Consider the following 21,179-nt stretch of genomic DNA (forward strand, 5'->3'; position numbering starts at 1 on the left):
ATGGATTTAGCATTGCAACAGCAGGAGATAAAATTCGACGCCAAGCCCAAAAAGTTTGTGCTTTGGCTTTTTGTAGTCTCTTCTACCATTATGTTTGGCGGATGGACCAGTTATTACATTGTATTTTCGGCCTCTAAGGGAAAAGGCCATGGTTTGGTACTGCCTGATGCTTTTATATATAGCACTGCCGTATTGGTAGCCAGCAGCGTATTCCTTTTCTTGGCTTCTAGAGCTTTGAGGAATGGAGAGCGGGGTTTCCAACAATTGTTTTTGTGGATCACTTTGGCTTTGGGCCTTGTATTCGGCGTATTGCAGTTTCAGGCCTGGTCTGGTTTGTACCACAGCGGCGCGGTGCTGATCAACAACAATGCGGCCATTTCGATGATTTATATCGTATCTGGATTTCACTTGCTGCATATTTTTGCCGGCCTTTGCCTGATCGTAAACAGTCTGGTAGGCTCTTATAGGGAAATACCACACGAAAGGGCAGTTTATAAGCAGGAGATTGCGGCTATTTTTTGGCATTTTATAGATATATTATGGATATATCTGTATGTTTTTTTACTTTTGAACAGTTAGATTTTTTAACAAACTATTATACGATTACTCAATGGATTCATTATCAAAATTAGACCAAGTTAAAACCACTCCATGGGCCGGCGGACGTTCGCCATGGTCTGTAGAATATGGTAAAATAATGATGTGGTTTTTCTTATTATCAGATGCCTTCACTTTTTCGTCATTATTGATATACTATGGAGCGCAACGCTTTTCAAAGTTCACTTGGCCAGATCCAGACCACGTTTTTCAATCTATTCCAGGTATTGCCGATAGCGGTTATCCATTGGTGTTTGTAGGTATCATGACCTTTATCTTGATTGCGAGTTCGGTAACGATGGTGTTAGCGGTAGAAGCAGGACACAGAAGGTCTAAAAAAGAAGTAATCTGGTGGATGGTCGCAACCATTATTGGTGGCTTCATGTTCTTGGGCTGTCAAGCCATTGAGTGGACCCACTTGCACCACGAAGGTTTCTGGTGGGGAGCTATTCCTGGTCCGGAAGAACTGACGCATTTCTTTAACGGTCCGGTATCAACCGTAGCGGCACAGCAGTTTGCCAACCTGTTCTTTACCATTACCGGTTTCCATGGTTTCCACGTATTCAGTGGTGTAGTGATCAATATCATCATCTTATGCATGACCATTAACGGCACTTTCGAAAGACGTGGCCATTACCTGATGGTAGAAAAAGTAGGCCTTTACTGGCACTTTGTAGACTTGGTTTGGGTATTCGTATTTACTTTCTTCTATCTAGTTTAATTATCTTTTAAAATAAAATATTATGTCAGAGCACAACATACATACAGAAGAACACGCACACGACGAACATGCAGGAATGACCAAAGGAAAAATCCTGAGAGTTCTTGGTATTCTTGTATTGATTACCGTTATCGAGTTCATCATCGCCTTATGGGCCATACCTGGCGGACACATGTCGCAACACGTAGGTAACTTTGTGTATATCGCTTTAACCTTGCTTAAAGCCTTTTACATTGTTGCTTATTTTATGCACTTGAAATTCGAAAAACTAGGTTTGCAGCTGTGTTTAACCGTATCGTTCATTTTTATCATCTACTTTATTGTTTTGATGCTGATTGAAGGCGGTTATTTGCATAACCACATGCCACAGCTTTAAGGGCAGCGGTAAGGCACCAAGCACCATTCGGCTTTCTTAGGGCTGAAAAGCAAACTTTAAAAGGATGAAATACAATCCAATAAAAAAAATATTAATCCTGGTCACCATTTTAGCGGTACCGGGATTTTTATATTATTTGCTACAGGAAAAGGGCAAGAACCGCTACAAGCCATTGGCCATTTATGGGCCTAAAAAAGTAGCCAGCACCTTCCATTCGGTAAGAGGCAAACAAATACCCGATACCATTTACCACGTTATCCCAGATTTTAACCTGCTTAACCAGGATGGCCAAACCGTAACCTGGAAAAACTACCAGGGCAAAGTGGTATTGCTGAACCTGTTTTATACCCGGGGAACCAATGGAATAGATTTTGCCAACAGAGCTGTAGCAGCCTTTGATAAAACCTACGAAAAAAACACCATGGTGCACTTCGTGAGCTTGAGTATGGACAGCGAGTACGACAAACCGGCGATACTTGCGGCTTATGCAACAAAAATGGGCGCCAAAGGGGGCAAGTGGGATCTGCTGACAGGCGATGGCAGCCAGGTAGAGCAACTGATCAAAGACGGCCTTAAGCTCGATGCCTTGAAGACGGTGGAGAACGGCGTGCCCAAGTTTACCTTTGGTAACATGTTCGTGCTGATCGATTCGCAGCATCGCATCAGGGGCTATTACGAAGCAACCAACCAGGAAGCACTCTCTAAACTAGACGACGAAATTAAAGTATTGATTGCCGAAGAACTCAGAAACATAAAAGACGGGCGTTAAAATCGCGATGGCGAAAAAGATTGAAATTGAATAATGGAAAATAATCAAGTAGAACAAAAATATAACAAATGGATCATCCTGCTGTCGGTGGCCATACCTGTAGTGGTGGCCCTGCTGTTTGGCGTTAACCTCCGAAAACTAGGCTACGATGTAAAGCCTTTGTCATTTTTGCCCCCAATTTATGCAACGATCAACGGCATTACAGCCGTGGTGTTGATCAGTGCGGTATGGGCCATTAAAAACGGCAAGCGGAAGCTACACGAAAACCTGATGAAGTTCGCCATTTTCCTGTCGGTATTGTTTTTGGCCATGTATGTAGCCTATCACATGACTTCCGATTCGACCAAATTTGGTGGCGAGGGTGCCATCAGGTACATTTATTTCTTCATCCTGATTACCCACATCTGTCTGTCGGTTATTATTATTCCGTTCGTGCTGGTTACCTATGTGAGGGCCTTGGCACAACGGTTTGATGCCCATAGGAAGCTCGCCAGGATTACTTTTCCGCTTTGGCTATACGTAGCTATAACAGGCGTAATCGTATACCTGATGATATCGCCATACTACATAAATTAACTTTATGTAAAAATAGCGTTGCAGTTTATTAACCAGATGTTTATCTTAGAAACTGAGAATAAGCATAGTTAAGTGGTTAATATAATTACGGGGCAGGATTTAATTGATATCATACAGGAAAGCCAGGTCAAGGCCTTTACCCATTTTTATACGCTTTTTTTTCAGAAACTGCTCCTCGAAAGCGACAAGTACGTCAAGGATGTTTCGGTAGCAGAGGAGCTGGTGCAAGACGTTTTTTTGAAGGTATGGGAAAATCCTGAAAGCCTGGAAGACGTAAGGTCAGTTAAATCGTACCTGTACCGATCGGTGATCAATGCCTCGATCAACTACATCAATCGGCAAAAAAACATTGAACAGCACCATCAGAAAATCGCAGCCGATTATAGCGAAGAATACCTGATGGAGCTTGACGAAGAGAACAGGTTGGTGGTACTGCTGCGCATCGAGATCGAAAAACTGCCTCCGCAATGCAAAAAGGTTTTCAAGTTGAACCGGTTTGAAAAACTCAAATACCGGGAAATAGCCGATTTGTTGGGTATTTCGGAGCGTACCGTCGAAAACCACATCGCTAATGCCTTAAAAATACTGAGGGAAGCCCTGCTCGACAAGAAGAACGTCGATAAGGAATCGAAGCCCTTTCAAAAAATCATTACGCTATATCTTTATTAGAAAGTTTTTTAGAAAAAATAAAAAAATCTAAAAAGACTAGGGGTTTTTTGTCAATCGTTTGTCATAGCTTAAACCTACTAGACAAACTGTATGCCTAATCATCCTGAATCTCTGGTGCTAATTACCAGATATTTAAATAATCCTATGGACCCTGCATTGCAGCAGGAAGTGGAACAATTCCGCGCTCAATCGCCAGAAAACGAAATTTATTTTCTCGAAACGCAAAAACTTTGGGAACTTTCTTCTAAAGCAGCCAGGCTGGCCAATGTTGATGAAAAGAAAGCCGTCGGCGAGTTGAGGGATTACCTGAAAAGCAGCAGGCCTAGCCGCAACCTCAAGCTGGTTTGGTTCAGGAACATTGCCGCCGCCGTTTTGGTGCTGTCTATGGGTTATTGGATCTATCGGCAAAACACCAAAATTGTTTACTTAACCAAGCTTACCGGAAACAGCCAGGTTGATACGGTAAAACTAGCCGATGGTTCTGTGATTGTCATGGCCGAGAACAGCGAGCTGAAATATCCGGAGAAATTTGACGGAGAAAGGGAAATTGCCTTTGCCAGGGGGCAGGCTTTTTTCAAGATTGCACCAAACCCTGCGCATCCATTTAAAGTAGTGATGAACAAGTCTGATGTCACCGTACTCGGTACTTCCTTTAACATCAAGGTGTCGTCCGTACAGATCGATTTGAGCGTAAAAACGGGAAGGGTAATGTTTTCGCCTTTTCAAAATGGTTCCAAATCAATCCTCAGCGAAGGCCAAGCCATTACCTACGATTCGGAAAAGGGAGAAATCGTGGCCAAAACCGCACAGAATGCAGATGCTTGGCTAACCAAGGAACTCACTTTCGTAGATACACCATTAGAAGAAGTTTGCAAGCAGCTGAGCGCATATTACCATGCCGATATCAAGCTGCAGAACAACAAGCGCAACAAAAAACTCAACGCCACCTTCAAGAACCAAACATTGGCGCAGGTTTTAGAAGTGCTGAATGAGACCTACAATATCAAAATCAAAAAAGAAAAAGATCAAATCACGCTCATAACTCCTTAAACAACCTTTAACCCCTAAACAACCAATTTATTTAACTAACAAACTATGAAGAGAAATTTTTACAAAAGAAAAGTTGGAATGAGTTTCTGCCACATGGCATTGCTTGTTTGCGCAATCTTTTGGACTTCATTGGCCAAGGCCGATGCGCAACAAGGCAAGTGGAAGCCCGAAAGATTAGACAGCTACCTGAAAAAGGTAGAGCAGGCCTACAAAGTAAGCTTTGTATACGATGCGGCAGAAATCAGCAAATCGTTGGTACTTGATGTACCTGAAAAAACCTACACCATTCAAGAATCGCTAGAGCCATTAAAACAAAAAAACATTGGCTATAGGCTGGTGGGCACACAAGTGATTTTAAAAGTGCAAGAGCCCATCGTGGCACAGCGAAAAGACGTTACGGTAAAAGGCGTTGTCAAGGACAAAAAAGACAACAAGCCTATTCCTGGTGTAAGCGTATTCGTAAAGGGCACTGGCCAAGTGGTGTCTACCAACGAGCAGGGCGAATACCAGATGACGATAAAGGACGAAAAAGCGATTCTCGTATTCAGGTACCTGGGCTACAAAACGGTTGAAATGGCCATTAACGGCAAAACCAAGATCGATGTAGAGCTTGAAGAAGACGCCGGCCAGCTGAAAGAAGTGAACATCGTATCTACCGGTTACCAAACGCTTGAGAAAAAAACATTTACTGGAGCCGCCACCTTGGTAAAGGCAAGCGATGCCGAAAGGGCAGGTGTAACCGATGTGAGCAGGATGCTTGAAGGACAGGTTGCCGGGGTAACTATTCAAAACGTGTCTGGTACCTTTGGTGCAGCACCTAAAATACGCGTGCGTGGCGCCACCTCATTTTCTGGAGATAACAAACCATTGTGGGTTGTTGATGGGATTATCTTAGAAGATGTGGTTAACATTTCGAACGAAGCCCTTACTTCTGGCGATGCCAGTACGCTGATTGGTTCTTCGGTAGCAGGTTTAAACCCCGACGATATCGAGAGCTTTAACATCTTGAAAGATGCGGCCGCAACCGGTATGTACGGTGCCCGTGCCATGAATGGGGTAATTGTAGTTACGACCAAAAAAGGAAAGCTTACCGAAGGAGCCGCTCGAATCAGTTACCGTGGCAACTTCACTACTTATGCCAAACCTAGCTATTCGGATTTCGACATCCTGAACTCGGCCGACCAGATGGCGGTGCTGATCGAGATGCAGAACAAAGGCTATGTGCAGATTCCTGGCGAATCAAGAGGTGTAAGTGGCGGACCTTTCTATAAAATGTACAACATGCTGTACAACTACGATCCGGTAACCAAAACCTATGCCTTAAAAAATACCAGCGCCGATAAAATTGCTTTCCTTTCGAGGTATGCCAATGCCAATACCGATTGGTTCGACGTGCTGTTTAAAAATTCATTGCAACAAGAGCATTCATTGAGCATCAATTCGGGTACGGAGAAATTTAAAAGCTATGCATCAACTTCGTTTACCAAAGACAATGGTGTTACCATTGGAAACAGCGTAAGCAGGTTTACCGGTAACTACCGAGCTAATTTTAATTTGACCGATAAGTTGAGTGCCGAATTATTGAGTACAGGATCGGTGCGTAACCAACAGGCTCCTGGAGCTACGGCGCTTCAATCCGATCCGGTTTATGGCAACTACTTCCGTAATTTCGACATCAATCCTTATTCTTACGCCGTAAATACCAGCCGTATGCTTACCGCCTACGATGAAAATGGCAACTATGAGTACTTTAGACAGAACAGTGCGCCTTTTAGCATCTTGAACGAGCTAAACTCCAACTATCTTAAGCTGGGCGTATTGGATTTCAAGGTTCAGGGAAACATCAGCTACAAAATCATTCCAAGCTTAAGCTATTCAGTAGATGGAGCTTACAGGTTCGTGAAGTCTGAAACCCAGATCTCTATTTTGGAAAGCTCTAACATGGCTACATCATTCAGAACAGTTGATGATGCGACTTCTTCGCAAAGCAACAATAATTTGTATACCGACCCAGATATTCCGGGAAGTTTGCCAATTAGCGTATTGCCTAGTGGTGGTTTTTATAAAACATCAACAGATAACCTGAAGAGCTATTACTTCAGACAAAACTTGGCTTTCAATAAAACTTTTAACACCAAGCATAACATTACCGCTTTTGGCGCGATGGAAGTGCGTTACATCGACCGTCAAAGAGAGTCTTTCGATGGCGTGGGCTATCAGTTTGACAATGGCGGCTTGGTTACTCCATATTACAAGTATTTTAAAGAAGCCTCTGAAGAGGGCAAGCCTTATTTTAGCATGGGCAACAATTACGAAAGATATACCGCCTTCTTCGCCAATGCCTCTTACACCTATAATGAAAAATATACCTTGAGGTTGTCAGGCCGTTATGACGGCTCTAACTTGTTAGGTAAAACGGCTACTGCCAGGTGGCTGCCAACCTGGAACGTAGCGGCCAGCTGGAACATCAGCGATGAAGATTTCTGGCCAAAAAGCGATATCTTAACTGGAGCCAAATTACGTGGTTCTTATGGATTGGTAGCCAGTATTGGCAATGCCACCAACTCGGCTGCCGTGTTCTACAATCAAGTGTCGAGAAGACCTAACTTAGGCGATCAAGAAGCACAGATTTTTATTTCGAACCTCGAGAACTCTGAGCTGACTTGGGAAAAAACCAAGGATTTAAATATCGGCTTGGATTTGTCCTTGATCAAAAACAGGATCAACTTTACCGTTGATTTGTACAAAAGGAACATTTTTGATTTGATTGGTGCCATCCAAACTTCTGGTATTGGTGGCGAGTATACCAAGATTGCCAATTATGGCGCCATGTCTGGCAAAGGTATTGAGCTGGCTATTACAGGCAAGGCCATAGACAATCCTAACTTTAAATGGACTACCAATTTCAACTTTGGCTACAATACCAATAAAGTAAAAGATTTGCAGGTTGATCCGAATATCTTCAGGTCTACTTCAAACAATGGCTCGGCAGTACTTAATTATCCGCAACGCAGCTTGTTCTCGGTGCAGTTTGCTGGCTTGAACCACGATTATGGCTATCCGATGTTTGTAGGCGTAGATGGCAGAACAACTACCTACATCAATTTGCAAGACGACAACCTGCTTCGTTTGAAATACGAAGGACCAATAGACCCTACATTTGCCGGTGGTTTTTATAACCAGTTTAGCTATAAAAACTTTACGCTTTCTGCATTGCTTGGTTTCTCTGCCGGTAACATGATCAGGCTTAATCCAAATATCAGCAGCAACTTTAACGACATCAGTTCAATGAGCCGCGACTTGTTAAACAGGTGGGTAATGCCTGGCGACGAGAAGTTTACTACAGTACCAGCTATCCTCGATCCGCTTTCGGCATCGAAAATTGTTGATGCCAACGGTTCGGCAGTAGATATCAGGTATGCCTATAACTTGTATAACTTTTCTACCGAAAGGGTAGCAAAAGGCGATTACATCAAGTTGAGGCAAGTAGCGTTGAGCTACAACCTGCCTAAGAGCTTCTACAGCAAATTGGGTATGTCTGGAGCTTCAATATCTTTGGTAGGCAACAACCTGTTGCTGCTGTATTCTGATAAGAGGTTAAATGGCCAGGACCCAGAGTTCTACAATTCTGGTGGTGTGGCCTTGCCGGTATCTAGACAGTATACCTTATCGTTAAAAATTGGATTTTAATTGAAAGAAATTATGAAATTGAATAAAATATTATGGACCACTCTTGGCGTGACGTTGCTGTTTTCAATGCCATCGTGCAAGAAGTTTTTAGAACAATCGCCAGATAACCGTGCGGAGATCAATACGGTTGAGAAGCTGTCGCAATTGGTGTCAACAGCCTATCCTTCCCGCGATTATTTAACCTTTACCGAAGCCTCCTCAGATAATGCCGAAGACAAAGGCGTGGGTGTTGGTTCTTTGTTTGATGTAATCGACCTGCCTTACAACTGGCAAGACAGGATTGGCGATGGTACGAACACCGCTACCGCCTACTGGAACGCCTGTTATGAAGCCATTGCGGCCGCCAACCAAGCTTTGGAATCGATAGAAACCAATAATCTGGGTAGCGGAGCCCTTCCATACAAAGGAGAAGCATTGGTGTGTAGGGCTTATGCGCATTTTATGTTGGCTACTTTATTTGCCACGCCTTATAAAATAGGTGGGGCCAATACTGCACCTGGCGTACCTTATGTAGATAAGCCAGAAACCAAAGTGATCCAGCCTTACAGCAGAGGTACAGTGGCCAGCACTTACGAAAGGATCAGGAAAGACCTGGAAGATGGTTTGCCTTTGTTGCAGGCATCAGCCTATAAAATTCCAAAATATCATTTTACGCCAGCTGCAGCACATGCATTTGCTTCGCGTTTTTACCTATTTACAGGCGAGTGGCAGAAAGTAGTAGACCATGCTACGCTAGCCGTGCCTGGCAATGATTTTGTGAACAACATGCGTCCGATTTCAACCACGTTGAGGTTAATGACTTTCCCTGATTTCTTGACCAATTTCATGAGCAGCGGACAAAAGTATAACCTGTTGTTGTTGGGTACTTATTCTACCTACGCCCGTTTCATCAGTACAGGTACTACGCCTCGCCATGGCTACGGTTCTAAAATGGCCAAAATGTTTTCGGCGGGACAAAACGTTACCGGAAAAGCCTTGGCCAACAACGTGCTTTCGTACGGCGTACCAAACTATACCACCTACAAATTCAAGGAGAACTTTTTTAACATCTCCCCAGATATAGGGTATCCTTACCTTACTTTCGCGGGTTTAACGGTTGATGAAACCTTGATGAACAGGGCAGAAGCCTATGCAGAGTTAGGTATGAACGATTTGGCGCTGAAGGATATCAATGATTTTTACAGCGTAAGAATAGTAAATTATAATCCTAATAACGATGCGGTTACTTTGGCAAAGATCGCTAATTTTTATCCGGCAATTACCGACGTCAAGCAAGGCCTGATCAGAACCATATTGGATGCCAAAAAAGCAGAGTTCCTACAAGAAGGCCTCAGGTGGTTCGATATCATCCGTCGTGATCTAACGGTTGTCCATAACGACTTGGCCGCCGATGGAGCCGAAACCTTCAGGGAGCTAAAACCAGGAGATCCGCGTCGACTTTTCCAATTGCCAGTAGAAGTTAAAACCTCAGGTGTTGAACTAAATCCTAGATAAGCAGAGATGAAAAATATAATTAAAACAACAGCAGTTTTTTTGCTAGCCGTAGGGTTGTTTGCCTGTCGCAAAACAGAAAAGCTAAACGTGGATTACAGTACCTTTAATCCAGACGACCCTCGCACAAACACGCCATTAGACCAATGGCTGAAAACCAATTTCCTTGACGAATACAATATCGACGTCATTTACAGGTACAATAGGTATTACCATGGCAATACGGCCAACGTGGTACCTAGCAAGCTGGAGAACATACAGCCCACCATGCAAATGGTGCTCGATGGTTTCATTACGCCCTACCGTAAAATTGCCGGCGAAACCTTTACCAAAACCTATATGCCTAAAGAATGGGTGTTGTTCGGTTCGTATGCCTATGCAAATACCTCCGATCCTGGCGTAGCCGGTACGGCCGCCGCCGGAAGACGGATTACCTTGTATGGTGTAAACGATTACCAGCCATTGCCTGCAGGCCAGTTCTATGCCTGGGATAGGCAACGCATCATGCACCACGAGTTTGGCCACATCCTGAACCAGATCATCCCTATCCCGACCGATTGGGAGGCTATTTCGAAAGGGTTTTACAAGCAGCCATACAACGATACGCCAACAGATACTGCCCGCAGAAATGGTTTTGTAACCAGCTATGCCAGTGGCGTATCAACCGAAGATTATGCCGAAACCATCAGCTGGCTATTGATTAACGGACAGGTTTGGTATGACGATTGGGCCAGTTTTGCCAATACCGCAGGTAAGGCCAGGTTTGTCCAAAAAGAAAACAACGTCATCAACTACTACAACAACTTGGGCATCAACTTTAAAAAGTTGCAAATGGAAGTGCAGCAGTACATGATTGGTATTGGTCTCAAAGAAAGCAAATTCGCCTATTGGCTTGGCAAAAACCGTACGCCATTGGTTACACCTTTGCCGAGCCCGGCACCTGCACCAATCCCTACTTTTAAATCATTGATGTTAAATCCTAGCGCCGATTATTATGTAAAGTATGGTGGCTCTACAGAATTTAAGCAACTTTATGACCAAGTGGTGGCCAATGTGTTCGCAATTGCTCCAGGTGGTCGCAAAGTCAATTTTATAAGGTTTGATTTCCCTTCTACCACTTCGGTAACGATGAACATCAACTATACCAACTCTGCTGGTACAGTGTTCGATGCCAAGTATGCCTTCAACATGGCGATTACTTTAGCAACCAGCCAAGTGAAGTTTACAACAGGAACGCCTGGCGGAACCGATGCACCATGGGTAGCAAATGCAAATACCCTTGCTGCAGCCGTAAAACCATTGAGCGATTACCTAGTTAACAACACATTTGTAGCAAACTGGTTACCGGTGAACGTAGTACCCGAAGACTACATGAAACTGGCCGGTTTTAGCGTGTTGAATGCGCCAACCAATTATTTTTACGGACCATTGGCTTATTAAATTGATGAAAATGAAAAAAATATTATATGCATTTGTATTCCTGTCGGTGATGATGGGGTGCAAAAAGACATCATACGTGCCTAAGTTTGACAAAACGCCGCAAGAACGTGCGGCCGATCAAATCAAGCTGGTTTCTACCACACTTACAAGCGCCACCAATGGATGGATTGCGACCATGCCAACCCAAGCGGGTGGCGGTTATGGGTTTTTTATCACTTTTGATACTGAACAAGGCGTAACCATGCTTGGAGATATGACCAACGAATCGGCCACAACATTGGGCAAGTCATACTACAGGGTGAAACAGGATATGGGCACAGAACTGGTGTTCGATACCTATAATTACATCTCGATGCTTGACGATCCCAACGGGGCTGTTTTGGGCGGTGCATCGAAAGTAGGCTATAGCAGCGACATCGAGTTTACTTACGACAGAATGAATGGCGACAGTATTTTCTTTGTAGGCAAAAAATATAGACAACCACTTAAAATGGTAAAAGCCACGGCGGCTCAAAAAACTGCCTATACGAATGGAGATTACCTCACGGCTATTAATAAGCTGAAGAATTTTTTCACTACAGTTAAGTATCCGTATGTAGAAGTGGTAAGCGGTTCGGCTACTTTAAAAGCTGGAATCAGCATGAATGCCACCAATAATTTAGCAGCTGGTAAAAGAGTAACTTTTACAGGTGTTTTAGCTGATGGAATGACCGTAGGTAGTGCTTCAGCTAAATTTGCCTTCACTTTAGATGGGGCCGATATTCTAGGTGGCGGTTTAGTTTATCAGGGTGTTAAGTTTGTCAGGTTTTTCTGGAAAGATGCTGCAACTTTGGTCATGTACGATTCAACAGGCAAAGAATATGTAGTGAAAAGCAATCCAACACCTATTACGCCACTATGGCTACTGATTGGAACTGGTTATACATCTGTTACCGTAGCCAATGCCACCACTGCACCAGGCTGGGGCGCCGATTACGTAACAAGAAGAGCAGACGCCGCCAACAAAATGTTAACGGGTGGTTATGCCTTACGCTTAGAGCAAATGTCTTACGCCTTTAATAATGCATCAAAAAAGATGACCTTAAAGGTTAACATGCCACAAAACACTACACCATATGTGGGTACGATCAATTATACCTATAACCGATCAGACAATGGGGTGTTTAAGTTCACCTATGTGGATGCCGATGGAAACGGCGGTATTATTGTGCCATTTATGGCGTCGCTTTTGGCCCAGCGCCTCAATGTAGATACCTTTAATATCGATTATTTTAGTGATCCATCTGGTACTATACTTGCCCAGTTCAAGAGTATAGAAAACCCAACCTTTACTTTTACAGGTACCCTGCAATAGTTAATAGTTAAATTAATACTTAAGCCTCCTGAGGATTCAGGAGGCTTTTTTATTAAATGTCCTAAAGTACTTAGGGGTGCTCTTTTTTTTTACATTTTTGCCTTATTGGTTGCCATAATTTACATTTATGGATAACTCTAACATTTAAACCCGTATCATGAAGAAACAACCAATCGATTTTTTTCGTTCTATTAAGCGAATTGCTTATTTGACGATACTACTGTGTTTAACTTTCGTAACAAGCTGTAAAAAGGAAACTGGCTTAAAGTCAAATGATCAAGAAAGTAAAAGATTGATTTTGGCGAAGAAAGCTAATATACCTTCAAGTGCAGGCCAAGGACTTTCATCTCCTGATTTTGACGCTTTTGAAGTGCTAACCCCGTTTGATTTACAAAACTTGACAGAACTCCAAGCCATCAGTCTAACAGATCCTTTCGTTAGTTCAGGTACATCATTATACAATAGCCTGATTCTCCAAATCTCAGGTACTCCAGAATGGGCAGCCTTAAGTGCAGAAGAACAGAATTATATTCTTAATTTTACCCCTCAACAAAAAGCAATGCTTGAAGTTATTTATCGAGCTGCGAATATTGAAGCATCTGCTAGTGGCGAAACGCCTAGATGGGTACATTGCGCAGTATCAGCGCTTGGATTTCAGCAAGCTTATAGTTTGATTGCAAAAGCCTTTACCGTAGGTATGTCAGCCTCAACTGCAGTACAGGCGCTAAGATTTATCGGCCTAAAATACTTAGGCTATGTTGCGCTCGCTTACGCGATATACGAGTTTGTACAATGTGTTTCAGATAGTGGGCCAGGAGAAAATCCTGAATTGATTGAAATAGATATTTCATCGAAATTATTAGATGGTCCATTGCCATCTTCAACAACATATCTTACGACGGCCAAAGAAGTAGTAGACGCGAGTAGTCGTGTTCTTAGATTTACATCGATATTTTTTAATTCTCTAGACAATAAGTATTATTCTGATAGTGCTTTTACAACATTCGTTCCAGACGGATACTATCCAAATGTAATTCCAATGACAGTTCCTCAATGCCATTATATTGTGGGAGGGGTGGCTTTGGCGGTATATCATCGAGCACCTTAAAACTCTTCAAGCCTCCCGCGAAATCGGGAGGCTTTTTTATGACATTATTTTTATCCCCCTCAACCACAATAATGCCTATATTTGCATCATCATGAAAAAAGCGGTTGTTTTCTTGTTTCTTTTTGCGCTTAGCTTTGCTTTTACGCCTAGTGTCAAGGCACAGTGTTCGATGTGTACCATCAACGCAGAGCAGGGCACGAAGAATGGCAACAACCAAACCAAAGGCATTAACGATGGTGTAGTTTACCTGCTTTCTATCCCATATTTGCTCATTGTTGGAGTGGGATTGATCTGGTATAAAAACTACCGTAAAAAGGCTGCTTCGCCTTCTTTAAATACCGAAAACTAACTTCCGTTTGAAACATTGCCGCCATGAAGAAAACCGCTAAGCTATATGCCGTTTTCAAGGCTAGGTGCCCGCAGTGCAGGCGCGGACCGATATTTGCCGGAAGCCTATATGGCTTCAATATCCAAAAAACTTTGCACCATTGCCCCGTTTGCGAACTTCGCTATGAAGTTGAGCCCGGCTATTTCTATGCCGCCATGTACGTAAGCTATGCCATGAACATGGCCGAAATGATTGTCATGGGACTGGCTACCTATCATTTTTCTGGCGGTCGATTGGATTTCGATTCGCTGTGGCTGTATGTGGGTGTCATATTTTTGGGATCGCTTTTGTTATCGCCTTTCAATTACCGATATTCAAGGGTGTTTTTGTTACATTATTTATCGCCCAAGATCAGGTATAAGCCTGAATATGATAAGTAATTGCCGGTTATCAGTTACCAGTTGTCAGTTGACAGGTTTCAGTTAACGGTTTCCAGTTGGCAGTAAACAATTTAACAATATGACAATTAACTATTCAACCATCGAATAATCACCAATAGGACCACAAAAGTTATCCACCAATGTTAGATCAAAAAACCTTCGATTTTATCAAAGACCTGGCCCAAAACAACAACCGCGAGTGGTTTGCGGCCAACAAGCACCGCTACGAAGAGGCCAAGGCAGTTCTTTTTCCTTTTATTGCCACATTGATCAAAGAACTGGCCACTATCGATCCCGAGTTTTCGGGTGCTACAGAACCGAAAAAAGCCTTATTGCGCATTTACCGCGATATCCGGTTCAGCCCCAACAAAGACCCATATAAAAAACATTATGGCATTGCCTTCGACATTAAAGGCTACAACGAAACCACACAGAGCTATTACCTGCACATCGAACCTGGAAACTGCTTCTTTGGAGCCGGGTTTTGGCAACCCGAACCCCACATCTTGAAAATGGTGCGGGAAGAAATCGATTACAATGGCGCTGAGTTTTTGGAAATAATCAATCATCCCGACTTTAAAGCCATGTTTCGCCTCAGCGAGGAGGGCAAATTGAAAAAAGCGCCCAAGGGTTACGAGCCCAGCCACCCACAGATCGAATGGCTTAAGCTCAAGAGCTTTGCGGCCATGTGTCCAATTGCCGATTCGGAGTTTTTAAAGCCTGCTATCGTTGATAAGTTGATAACTGCTTTTGCGACTATCCAGCCATTTATGCTATTTTTGAGAAAAGCCACAGCCTCGTAGTTGTAGCGCACACACAATTGTTAACCTAAACTTTTAAATTCTGATGAAGAAAATCGGCCTTTTGGCAGCATTTGCCTTATTTATTACCGCTTTCAGTTCCTGTGTTATCCTGTCGCCGAAAAAATACAAGGCTCTATTGGCCAAACAAGATTCGCTCAATACCGGGTGGACCGAATCGCAGCTTAAAAACGAAAGCCTCGAACAAAGAATAGCGCGCTTAAAGGCAGATACCGCTTCTTTAAATGGTCAACTGGCCGATTTAAGATCCAAATACACCGAAATGGACGGCAACTATGCCAAGCTGAGAAGCAACAGCTCATCCGAAATCAATAAATTATCGGCCGACTTAAAAAAACGCGAACAGCGTTTAAAAGAGGTGGAAGAAATTCTGCGCAAACGCGACGAAGCGACCAACCAATTGAAGGCCAAGCTACAGGAAGCATTGTTAGGCTTTACCAAAAATGGCCTTACCGTCGAAATCAAGAACGGCAAGGTTTATGTTTCGCTAACCGATAAATTGCTGTTCCCTTCGGGCAGTATTATTATTGACGAGAAGGGCAAACAGGCCTTAACGCAACTGGCAACCGTATTAAAGCAACAGCCGGAAATCAATATCGCTGTTGAGGGCCATACCGACTCGCAAAAAATCAACAATTTGGGCCAGATCAAAGACAACTGGGATTTGAGCGTACTGCGTGCCACTTCGGTAGTTCGTTTCTTAACAGAAGAGCAAAAGGTAGAAAGCGTAAGGATGACCGCAACCGGAAAGGGAGAGTATCAGCCTTTGGCACCCAATACCTCGGCCGAAAACCGCAGCAAGAACCGCAGGATAGAAATTGTGCTTTCGCCTAAACTAGACGAGCTGTACGATTTGATCAAGCAATAAATCATGACTTATTGGGTCCTCGCCCAATAAACGGAACAGCCCTATCTGCAAATCGTAGATAGGGCTGTTCATTTAAAACGGACTTTCCAGCGACTTAAAATCGCTAAGGAGCAAGTCTTTGTCTGAAAGAAGTATTTCGCTGCGCTCAATATTGCCCCAATTAACGTTGAGGGTGGGATCATTCCACATGATGCCGATCTCTGAATGCTTGTCGTAGTAATTGGTTACCTTATAAGTGAAAATCGTATTGTTTTCGAGCGTTAAAAAGCCATGCAGAAAACCAGGGGGCATCCAAAGCTGCTTACGGTTTTCGCCAGAAAGTTCAATACTGAAATGCTGGCCATAAGTAGCCGAATCTTTCCTGATGTCTACGGCCACATCGAGTACGCTTCCTTGGATTACCCTTACCAGCTTGCCTTGTGCAAATGGAGGCGCTTGTGCATGCAGGCCGCGCAGGGTTCCCTTTTGAGAAAAAGATTGGTTGTCTTGTACAAAAACGGCATGAATGCCAGCCGCTTCAAAGGCCTTGGCATTATAGCTTTCGTAAAAATAGCCTCTGGCATCTTTCCATACTTTTGGCTCGATCACCAAAAGGTCCTTAATAGGTGTTTGTATAATGTTCATCTAGTCTACGTATTGCATGAGGGTGCGAAAGGCTACAAACCGGTTTTCAAACCTGGCTTGCATTGCGGCCTGTAGGGCGGGCGAATGCATGGTTCTATAGGCCTCATAGCTTTCGAGGTCTTCAACCACATATTGTGCGCAAAAAGTTTGCCCCTCATTGGGCGAATCCAATACCTTGAGCAGGCGGTTAGACACAAATTTGCCGGTAGCCATTACCTCGGGTATATGGGTTTCCTGCATCCACTGCATCCATTCGTCGGCGGCAGAATCTTCAAGAATTACAGTTACATTGTATAAAAGCATGCGCAAAGATAGGATTATGTGCCTACATTATCACCTCGTATGTTTCTAAAGCGTTTTCTGGCTTCGGCATTGAACATACTTCCGGGGTAGTCGTTCATCAATTGCTGATACAATTTTTTGGCTTCGTCGGGCTTGTCCAGTTTTTTGTCGTACAGATCGGCCAGGGTAAAAAGTGCATCATCAATCCAAATGCTGTCGTGGTGAGCATCAATCAGTTCTTTCAGCATGTTCACCGCTTTCTCCAGGTCGTTGGTTTTGATGTAGATTTTGGCTTTGGCCATTAAAATATCATCGGTAAGGCTGTTGTTCGGAAAAGCAACATCGATGCTGTCCAATTTCACCAACGCTTCGCTGCTGCGGTTCATAAACTGCAGCATATCGGCATCGGCATACATCTTAAGCGCCAAGCTGTCGTTTTTGCTTTGCAGGTTGTCTGAAATCAACAGGCTAAGGTTAAGGGCGTCGTTGGCAATCAGTTGCGAAGTAGAGGCCTTCAGTACATCGGCCTGCGATTTGGCATATTGGAAATCGCCCACGTAGAAAAACAATTTGGCCGATCGGTATTTGGCTTCGCTGCCCATGGGCTGATTTTCGAACTGCTTGGCCACCTGCTCATAAACCAAAATGGCTTCCCAGGGCTGTTTAGTCAGGATGTAGATATCGCCCAAATCCATTTTAAGCTGGGCCATGTCAGTCGGCTGTATGCGTTGTATCTTGAGACCTTCTTCGAGGGTAGCCTCTGCCTTTTTCAGGTCGTTGAGGTAATAGGCCTGCAGGTAGGCTAATCTTTGCAAGGCGTAAAGGCTCTGCGGCGTTTTGCCATACTGGGCCAAAATGGCTTCGTATTCATTGGCCAAGGCCTGGATGGCAGGTTTTTCGAATTTGCCACTAATGGCCAACTGGTATTTGGCATTAACCAGTTCAATTTTGGCGGGCAGGTAAAAATCGCTTTCCGTACCCTTGGCCAATAGGTATTCGTAGGCCTTAATGGCTGTGGTATAGGCTTTATTGGCCACAAAGGTGTTGGCTGTATTGTAGAGCAGCGTGCCATCGCCCTTGGTGCGCTTGTCTTGTGCAATAAGCTGGCGCAGGGCCATTTCGTATTCCTGTTGCTGTATGTATTGCCAGATCAGCATTTCGGTATAAACCTCTGCCTGCGGGTCTTTTTGTATTTTTTTGAGCAGGGCTGCCTGCAACAGCTGGTAATCTGCATTGCTTTCGAAAACAGAGGCCAGTACATTTTGCGCCTGCAGCTGCAGCTGCGGGGTGAGTGCCAGGGCGTTAACATACTCTTGGATAAGGGCCAATTTGTCTTTTTTGAAACGATAGATACTCAGCAGTTCATATAAAAAGAGCTGGTCGTCGGCCAAGAGCTTGCGGCCCTGCAAAAATGTGGCGGCCGCCATATCGTAGGCCTCAAAACGGTAAAAGCTGTTAGCCAGGTCCCTAAATTTATTTTCGTCTTTGGGCGTGTTGGCTATGGCTTCCTGAAAAATCTTGTTGGCTTCGGCAGTTCGTCCGTTTTCCTGATAAACGCGGCCAAGCGCTACAGCATATTGGCTTTTTTGGGGATATTGCTTAATCAATCCTTTCAGCAGGCTTTCGGCTTCGCTGTATTTCTTGATTTTGATTAGCGCATTGAAATAGAGTTCAAAATAGCCGTCGTTCTTGGTTTTATTAAACAGTTTTTCCAGCAGCACCGCGGCTTTTTCGTAGTCGGCCTGTTGGTAATACTGATAGGCCAAAGCCTCGTCTATGTCATTTTGCGCCAGTAGCGTAAAAAACGAACAGGAAAGAAAAATGAGCAAAATGAATCTTTTCATCGAAGACGTTTTGGCGTTGGTACCTAAAATTAATTATTTTGAACGCAATTTAAGCCTGTTTGTTCAAATAACGAAAATTGTGCGCGCGTATTCTAAATGTTACTCGCAATTTATTTGAATAAATTTCAATGTTGGCTACATTGAAATCCTAAATACGGCTGCGGAGTAAGTAACAATATTAACGGCAAATGCCCTTGCCTGCAAGGTGTTCCGTATTTTTGTGTGATTTTTTAAGTATGACGTTAGCGAAAAGATATATTTTATTGGTACTCGGAACATTGCTGTTGGCCTGTAGCAGGGGCAATAAGGTGCCCGAAATTCCGGTCAACGATTTTTTCAAATCGCAAGACAGGGCCACGTACCGTATATCTCCGGATGGCAAAAGTCTTTCGTACCTGAAGTTGCAAGACAAAAAGCAAAATCTCTTTGTCGAAGATATCGCCACGGGCAAAGTGGTGCAGCTAACCCGCCTGCGCGAAAAAAACATCAGCTTTTATTCCTGGGTTAGCAACAACGAACTGATCTATTACAAGGAAAAACATGGCGATCGGTTTCAGTCTGATTTGTTCATCATCAACAAAGGGGGCAAAGACGAACGCCAGCTGAGTAGCAACGAAAAAACGAGAATGCGTGTGCTCGACGACCAGTTGATGGACGATAAATACCTGCTCATTCTGTCTAACCAACGCGATTCGACGGTTTCTGACGTATATCGGCTCAACGTACGCGACGGCAAGATGGAAATGGCGGCACAGAACCCCGGCAACATTACCAAATGGATAACCGATTCGAAAGGACGGCTCCGCATGGCGACTTCGAGCGACGGGGTAAATGAAAAATTGCTGTACCGCGAAAACGAAGGGCAGGAATTTAAAACCATACTCACCAATAATTTTAAAACTACTTTGTTTCCGGTGGCTTTTGCCGAAGAGAAACCCAATACGGTGTACGCCATTTCTGACGTGAACCGGAACAACAGCGCTTTGGTTGAGCTCGACTGCCTAACGGGAAAAGAAAAAAGCGTACTGTTTTCTAACGATACCCTGAACGTGGTAGATGCCCAATACTCGAAAAGGAAGGGCAAAATGGCTTATGTGGTTTGCGAAACTTGGAAAAAAGAAAAGCATTACCTCGACAACGATGCCAAAGTGCTTTACCAAAAGCTGGATAAATTATTGGCGAAGGCAGAAGTAAGGGTCATCGATCGCGATAAGAGCGAAGATGTATTTGTGTTGCGCACATTTACCGACCGTAACCCAGGTTCGTACTATCTGTACATTGCCAGCAACGGTACGCTGAAGAAGCTCAGCGATATCAATTCTTCGATCAAGGAAGAAGAAATGTGTGAAATGAAGCCCATCAGTTTTACCTCGCGTGATGGACTGAAACTGAACGGTTACCTCACCCTGCCTTTAAATTCGACAGCTAAAAACCTACCTGTTGTGGTGGTCCCGCATAACGGACCAGGCCAACGCAATACCTGGGGCTTTAATGCCGAAGTCCAGTTTTTTGCCAACAGAGGCTATGCCGTGCTGCAAATCAATTACCGGGGCTCGTCGGGCTATGGCAAGAATTTTTATGCCGCCGGTTTTAAGCAATGGGGTGGCAAGATCCAAGACGATATTGATGATGGCGTACAGTGGCTCGTACAGAAGAAAATTGCCAATCCGCAGCGCATTGGCATTTACGGTAGCGGATTTGGAGGCTACATCGCCCTCAATGCGGCTATTAAAAGTCCTAAGCTCTACAAATGTGCAGCCTCTAATACGGGTGTATTAAACCTGTTCAGCTACTTGAGCACGATTCCGCCTTTCTTTAGGTCGAATCTGCAGATGTATTACGAAATTATAGGCAACCCCGATACCGACGTAGACTACATGCGCCAGGCATCGCCTATTTTTCACGCCGAGAAAGTAAATATCCCTATCTTTATTACACAAAACACCAAAGATCCGCGCATCAGCGCCAGCGATGCCATCCGCTTTGTTAAAGAACTTAAAAAGCGCAACGTGCCGGTAACTTATTTTGAAAGGGAAGACCTGCCTTTCGGAATGGGACGCGAAGAAAGCCGACAAAAGACCTACGCCGCGCTCGAAAGTTTTTTGGAGAACAATTTGAAAAAGAAATAGAC

The 21,179-nt window shown here is 43.9% G+C and carries 20 protein-coding genes; 17 read left to right on the forward strand and 3 right to left on the reverse strand.

Features of this window, described 5'->3' with window-relative positions:
- The 16 genes from JHD69_RS02440 (at position 1) to JHD69_RS02515 (ending at position 16,298) form a co-directional block, all read left to right on the forward strand.
- On the forward strand, positions 1–579 hold the full coding sequence (locus JHD69_RS02440; RefSeq protein WP_199137008.1) for a cytochrome c oxidase subunit 3: 579 nt from the start codon (positions 1–3) through the stop codon (positions 577–579).
- 31 nt (positions 580–610) lie between these two features.
- Complete coding sequence (locus JHD69_RS02445; RefSeq protein ID WP_199137010.1) at positions 611–1,318, forward strand: cytochrome c oxidase subunit 3; 708 nt, start codon at positions 611–613, stop codon at positions 1,316–1,318.
- Positions 1,319–1,340: 22 nt separating this feature from the next.
- Positions 1,341–1,694, forward strand: a complete 354-nt coding sequence (locus JHD69_RS02450) for a cytochrome C oxidase subunit IV family protein (protein WP_199137012.1) — start codon at positions 1,341–1,343, stop codon at positions 1,692–1,694.
- Between the two features lie 64 nt (positions 1,695–1,758).
- Positions 1,759–2,463 carry an SCO family protein gene (locus JHD69_RS02455; protein ID WP_199137014.1) on the forward strand — a complete coding sequence of 235 codons (705 nt, stop codon included), beginning with the start codon at positions 1,759–1,761 and terminating at the stop codon, positions 2,461–2,463.
- A 33-nt stretch (positions 2,464–2,496) separates the two neighbouring features.
- Positions 2,497–3,039 carry a DUF420 domain-containing protein gene (locus JHD69_RS02460; RefSeq protein ID WP_199137016.1) on the forward strand — a complete coding sequence of 181 codons (543 nt, stop codon included), beginning with the start codon at positions 2,497–2,499 and terminating at the stop codon, positions 3,037–3,039.
- 72 nt (positions 3,040–3,111) lie between these two features.
- Positions 3,112–3,708, forward strand: a complete 597-nt coding sequence (locus JHD69_RS02465; protein ID WP_199137018.1) for an RNA polymerase sigma-70 factor — start codon at positions 3,112–3,114, stop codon at positions 3,706–3,708.
- A 144-nt stretch (positions 3,709–3,852) separates the two neighbouring features.
- The gene (locus JHD69_RS02470; protein WP_199137020.1) at positions 3,853–4,758 is read left to right on the forward strand and encodes a FecR family protein; all 906 of its coding nucleotides are present in this window, start codon (positions 3,853–3,855) and stop codon (positions 4,756–4,758) included.
- A gap of 45 nt (positions 4,759–4,803) precedes the next feature.
- Positions 4,804–8,448, forward strand: a complete 3,645-nt coding sequence (locus JHD69_RS02475) for a SusC/RagA family TonB-linked outer membrane protein (RefSeq protein WP_199137022.1) — start codon at positions 4,804–4,806, stop codon at positions 8,446–8,448.
- Positions 8,449–8,460: 12 nt separating this feature from the next.
- Positions 8,461–9,942 (forward strand): RagB/SusD family nutrient uptake outer membrane protein, encoded by a 1,482-nt coding sequence (locus JHD69_RS02480; RefSeq protein ID WP_199137024.1) that lies wholly within the window; start codon positions 8,461–8,463, stop codon positions 9,940–9,942.
- Between the two features lie 6 nt (positions 9,943–9,948).
- Positions 9,949–11,379 carry a substrate import-associated zinc metallohydrolase lipoprotein gene (locus JHD69_RS02485; RefSeq protein ID WP_199137026.1) on the forward strand — a complete coding sequence of 477 codons (1,431 nt, stop codon included), beginning with the start codon at positions 9,949–9,951 and terminating at the stop codon, positions 11,377–11,379.
- Between the two features lie 10 nt (positions 11,380–11,389).
- Positions 11,390–12,733 carry a DUF4302 domain-containing protein gene (locus JHD69_RS02490; protein ID WP_199137028.1) on the forward strand — a complete coding sequence of 448 codons (1,344 nt, stop codon included), beginning with the start codon at positions 11,390–11,392 and terminating at the stop codon, positions 12,731–12,733.
- A gap of 157 nt (positions 12,734–12,890) precedes the next feature.
- Positions 12,891–13,841, forward strand: coding sequence for a hypothetical protein (locus tag JHD69_RS02495; RefSeq protein ID WP_199137030.1), 951 nt, complete (start codon positions 12,891–12,893; stop codon positions 13,839–13,841).
- A gap of 91 nt (positions 13,842–13,932) precedes the next feature.
- Positions 13,933–14,190, forward strand: coding sequence for a hypothetical protein (locus JHD69_RS02500; RefSeq protein ID WP_199137032.1), 258 nt, complete (start codon positions 13,933–13,935; stop codon positions 14,188–14,190).
- A 23-nt stretch (positions 14,191–14,213) separates the two neighbouring features.
- A complete protein-coding gene (locus JHD69_RS02505) occupies positions 14,214–14,609 on the forward strand; it encodes a DUF983 domain-containing protein (protein ID WP_199137034.1) in 396 nt (131 codons plus the stop codon).
- Between the two features lie 140 nt (positions 14,610–14,749).
- On the forward strand, positions 14,750–15,412 hold the full coding sequence (locus JHD69_RS02510; protein WP_199137036.1) for a DUF2461 domain-containing protein: 663 nt from the start codon (positions 14,750–14,752) through the stop codon (positions 15,410–15,412).
- Between the two features lie 43 nt (positions 15,413–15,455).
- Entirely contained in the window at positions 15,456–16,298 is an 843-nt protein-coding gene (locus JHD69_RS02515; RefSeq protein WP_199137038.1) for an OmpA/MotB family protein, read from the forward strand.
- A 72-nt stretch (positions 16,299–16,370) separates the two neighbouring features.
- Here JHD69_RS02515 and rfbC read toward each other — a convergent pair whose 3' ends face one another.
- From rfbC to JHD69_RS02530, 3 genes are read right to left on the reverse strand one after another with little or no spacing between them, the layout of a single operon-like run.
- Entirely contained in the window at positions 16,371–16,922 is a 552-nt protein-coding gene (gene rfbC, locus JHD69_RS02520; RefSeq protein WP_199137040.1) for a dTDP-4-dehydrorhamnose 3,5-epimerase, read from the reverse strand.
- Positions 16,923–17,225, reverse strand: a complete 303-nt coding sequence (locus JHD69_RS02525; protein ID WP_199137042.1) for a DUF4286 family protein — start codon at positions 17,223–17,225, stop codon at positions 16,923–16,925.
- Between the two features lie 14 nt (positions 17,226–17,239).
- Complete coding sequence (locus tag JHD69_RS02530) at positions 17,240–19,048, reverse strand: tetratricopeptide repeat protein (RefSeq protein WP_199137044.1); 1,809 nt, start codon at positions 19,046–19,048, stop codon at positions 17,240–17,242.
- Positions 19,049–19,284: 236 nt separating this feature from the next.
- Here JHD69_RS02530 and JHD69_RS02535 point away from each other — a divergent pair, with 236 nt between their 5' ends.
- Positions 19,285–21,177: a S9 family peptidase gene (locus JHD69_RS02535; protein ID WP_199137046.1), complete on the forward strand. Its 1,893-nt coding sequence runs from the start codon at positions 19,285–19,287 to the stop codon at positions 21,175–21,177.
- Positions 21,178–21,179 lie beyond the last annotated feature (2 nt).

Source organism: Pedobacter sp. ASV12 (assembly GCF_016429155.1).
Lineage (GTDB): Bacteria > Bacteroidota > Bacteroidia > Sphingobacteriales > Sphingobacteriaceae > Pedobacter.